Source organism: Desulfurellaceae bacterium, from assembly GCA_021296095.1.
GTDB lineage: Bacteria > Desulfobacterota > Binatia > Bin18 > Bin18 > JAAXHF01.
This window is the reverse complement of record JAGWBB010000121.1, coordinates 2,261-6,036: the sequence shown is the minus strand read 5'-3', so window position 1 is coordinate 6,036 and position 3,776 is coordinate 2,261. Positions and strand designations below refer to the sequence as shown.

Here is a 3,776-nt window from a genome sequence, read left to right as displayed (position 1 = left end):
GAAGAGGATATGCCCTACCTGGCCGACGGGACTCCAGTCGATGTTGTCCTCAATCCGCTGGGCGTGCCCTCGCGGATGAATGTCGGACAAATTCTTGAGACCCATCTCGGCTGGGCCGTGCGCAGCCTCGGCGAGCAGATGGGCAACGGCCATAACGGCGACCCGACCCGGACCCTGGAGACCCTCCGTTCCCAACTCCAGGAGGTGTATGCCAACAAGGAATTTGTTGACAGAATTCAAGAACTGTCAGACGCGGACTTGGCGCGCCTGAGCGAGCGCGCCCAGACCGGGGTGCACGTGGCGACACCCGTGTTCGACGGCGCGCCGGAAAAAGAAATCTTTGACCTGTTACAGAAAGCGGGCTTACCCGAATCCGGACAAACCGTGTTGTACGACGGGCGGACTGGCGAGCCCTTTGGGAGAGCCATCACTGTTGGCGTGATGTACATCCTGAAACTGCACCACCTGGTCGAGGACAAGATTCATGCCCGCTCTACCGGCCCCTACTCCCTGGTGACCCAGCAGCCGCTGGGCGGCAAGGCTCAGTTTGGTGGCCAGCGGCTTGGAGAAATGGAGGTATGGGCCCTCGAAGCCTACGGTGCTGCCTACAGTCTACAGGAAATGTTGACGGTCAAGTCGGATGATGTGGCCGGTCGGACGCGTATCTACGAGGCGATTGTGAAAGGAGAAAATGTATTGGAACCGGGCCTTCCCGAATCGTTTAATGTCATGATCCGAGAACTGCAAAGCTTGGCGCTCAACGTCGAACTGCTCGAAGAAGAATAGAGCACGCTGGGGGGAAAGATGGAAGATTTTCTTGGTCTTTTTGAGAAGCCCCAAAATCCGGTTCGTTTTAACGCCATCCGGGTCGCGCTGGCCTCTCCGGATATGGTCCGTTCCTGGTCGCACGGGGAGGTGAAGAAGCCCGAGACCATCAATTATCGCACGTTCAAGCCTGAGCGTGACGGCCTGTTCTGCGCCAAGATATTCGGTCCGACCAAGGACTATGAGTGTAACTGCGGCAAATACAAGCGCATGCGCCACCGTGGGGTCGTGTGCGAGAAGTGCGGCGTTGAGGTCATTCAGTCCAAGGTCCGCCGGGAGCGGATGGGACATATCTCTCTGGCCAGCCCGGTCGCCCATATCTGGTTCCTCAAAAGCCTGCCGAGCCGGATTGGGACCCTGCTGGATATGACGCTCAAAGATCTGGAACGCGTCCTGTATTTCGAGTCGTATATTGTGACCGACCCGGGCGAGACCCCGTTGCGCAAGAAGGAAATCCTGACCGAGACCCGCTACCGGAAGTTGGTTGAGGAGTTCGGCTTTGGCAGTTTTGAGGCTGGCATGGGAGCCGAGGCGATCCGGCTGTTGCTGCGGGATTTGAACCTGGAGCAGTTGGCCGTAGAGCTGCGGACCGAGATGATGGAAACGGCCAGTGAGGCGCGTCGTAAAAAAATCGCCAAACGCCTCAAGGTCATCAACGCCTTTCGGCATTCCGGCAACCTGCCCGAATGGATGATTCTGGAAGTCATTCCGGTCATTCCTCCCGACCTCCGTCCTCTGGTCCCCCTGGACGGCGGCCGCTTTGCCACGTCCGACCTGAACGATTTGTACCGGCGGGTGATCAACCGCAACAACCGTCTGAAGCGCCTGATCGAACTGAGCGCGCCCGACATCATCGTGCGCAACGAAAAGCGCATGCTCCAGGAAGCGGTTGATGCCTTATTCGACAACGGGCGGCGCGGTCGGCCCTTGACCGGTCCCAACAAGCGGCCGCTCAAATCGCTGTCCGATATGCTGAAGGGCAAGGGCGGACGGTTTCGGCAGAACCTGCTCGGCAAACGGGTCGACTATTCGGGGCGGTCCGTCATCGTCATCGGCCCCGAACTCCGCCTGCACCAGTGCGGGCTGCCCAAGTACATGGCCCTGGAGCTGTTCAAGCCTTTTATCTACAACAAGCTCGAAGAACGCGGCTATACCACTACCATTAAAAGCGCAAAAAAAATGGTGGAAAAAGAGCGGCCGGAAGTCTGGGATATCCTGGACGAGGTGATCAAAGAGCACCCGGTCCTGCTCAACCGTGCCCCAACCCTGCACCGGCTGGGCATCCAGGCCTTTGAGCCGATCCTGATTGAGGGCAAGGCGATCCAGCTCCACCCCCTGGTCTGCATGGCCTATAACGCCGATTTTGACGGCGACCAGATGGCGGTCCATATCCCCCTGTCGGTCGAGGCCCAGGTCGAGGCGCGGGCCTTGATGATGTCAACCAATAACATCCTCTCGCCCGCCCACGGCAAGGCCATTATCGCCCCGACCCAGGATATTGTCTTGGGCCTGTACACCATCACCCGCGAGCGGCCCGGGGCAAAGGGCGAGGACAAGATTTTCAGCAGTCCGGAAGAGGTTCGTATCGCCTACGATCAGGGGCAGGTCGAACTCCAGGCCCAGATCAAGGTCCGCATGGACGGCCAACTGGTCGACACAACGGTCGGGCGGGTCGTGCTGTATGAAATCATACCGCCCGAGATTCCGTTTGCCGAGGTCAATCGAACGATGAAGAAAAAGGAGCTGGGCAGCCTGCTGGACAGCGCCTTTCTCAAAGCCGGCAATAAGGCCACCGTCATTTTTGCCGACCGTCTGAAAGACCTGGGTTTTGAGCACGCCACGCGAGCCGGGATCTCGATTGGCATTCAAGACATGATCATCCCCGAAGAAAAAGAGGCCCTCCTCGATGCCGCCCAGGCAGACATCCAGGAGATTCAGGACCAGTACACCAAGGGGCTGATCACGGATGGCGAGCGACACAACAAGGTCGTTGATACCTGGGCGGCGGTCACCGACAAGGTGGCCCATGAAATGTTCAGCGGTTTTCAGGAGAGCCGCCAGGGCTTCAGCCCGATCTTCATGATGGCCGATTCCGGGGCGCGCGGCAGCGCTCAGCAGATCCGCCAGCTGGCCGGAATGCGGGGGTTGATGGCCAAGCCGTCCGGCGAGATCATCGAAACGCCGATTCGCGCCAATTTCCGCGAAGGGCTGTCGGTCTTGCAGTACTTCATCTCAACCCACGGCGCCCGCAAGGGCTTGGCCGACACCGCGCTCAAGACCGCCAACTCCGGCTATCTGACACGCCGTCTGGTTGATGTGGCCCAGGACTGCATCATCAGCGAACACGACTGTGGCACGATTGACGGCATTGAGATGGGTCCGCTGGTCGAAGGCGGAGAAATCATTGAGGGGCTGGGCGAGCGCGTCCTGGGTCGGGTGGCCCTCGACGATATCCGCGACCCGTTTTCTAGCGAGGTCCTCGTCCCGGCCAATGAGGAGATTGACGAGGAGCGGGTGAAGCTGATCGAAGAGGCGGGTATTGAAAAGCTGTGGATTCGGTCGGCCCTGACCTGTCAGAGCCGACGTGGGGTGTGCATCAGCTGCTACGGGCGAGATTTGGCCCGCGGGCGTATGGTCAACATCGGTGAGGCGGTCGGCATCATTGCCGCCCAATCGATCGGTGAGCCCGGCACCCAGCTCACGATGCGGACCTTCCACATCGGCGGGACGGCCAGTCGCCGAGCCGAGCAAACGACCCTCACCCCGCGCAATGCGGGTACCCTGCGCTATCTCAACCTCAAGACGGTCGTCGACCGTGAGGGCGATCTGGTCGTCATGAACCGGAACGGCGAGGTGGCGATTGTGGATAGCCCCGAACCGGGACGTGAGCGTGAGCGTGAGCGCTATCCGGTCGTGTACGGGGCCAAGCTCAAGAAGGCGGATGGGGCCGC

The 3,776-nt window shown here is 60.0% G+C and carries 2 protein-coding genes; both read left to right on the top strand.

Going from position 1 to position 3,776, the window contains the following annotated elements; translation table 11 throughout:
- The coding region (gene rpoB, locus J4F42_20465) for a DNA-directed RNA polymerase subunit beta (GenBank protein ID MCE2487895.1) at window positions 1-786 on the top strand (786 nt) is incomplete at its 5' end.
- An 18-nt stretch (window positions 787-804) separates the two neighbouring features.
- On the top strand, window positions 805-3,776 hold a 2,972-nt coding region (rpoC, locus tag J4F42_20460; GenBank protein MCE2487894.1), incomplete at its 3' end, for a DNA-directed RNA polymerase subunit beta'.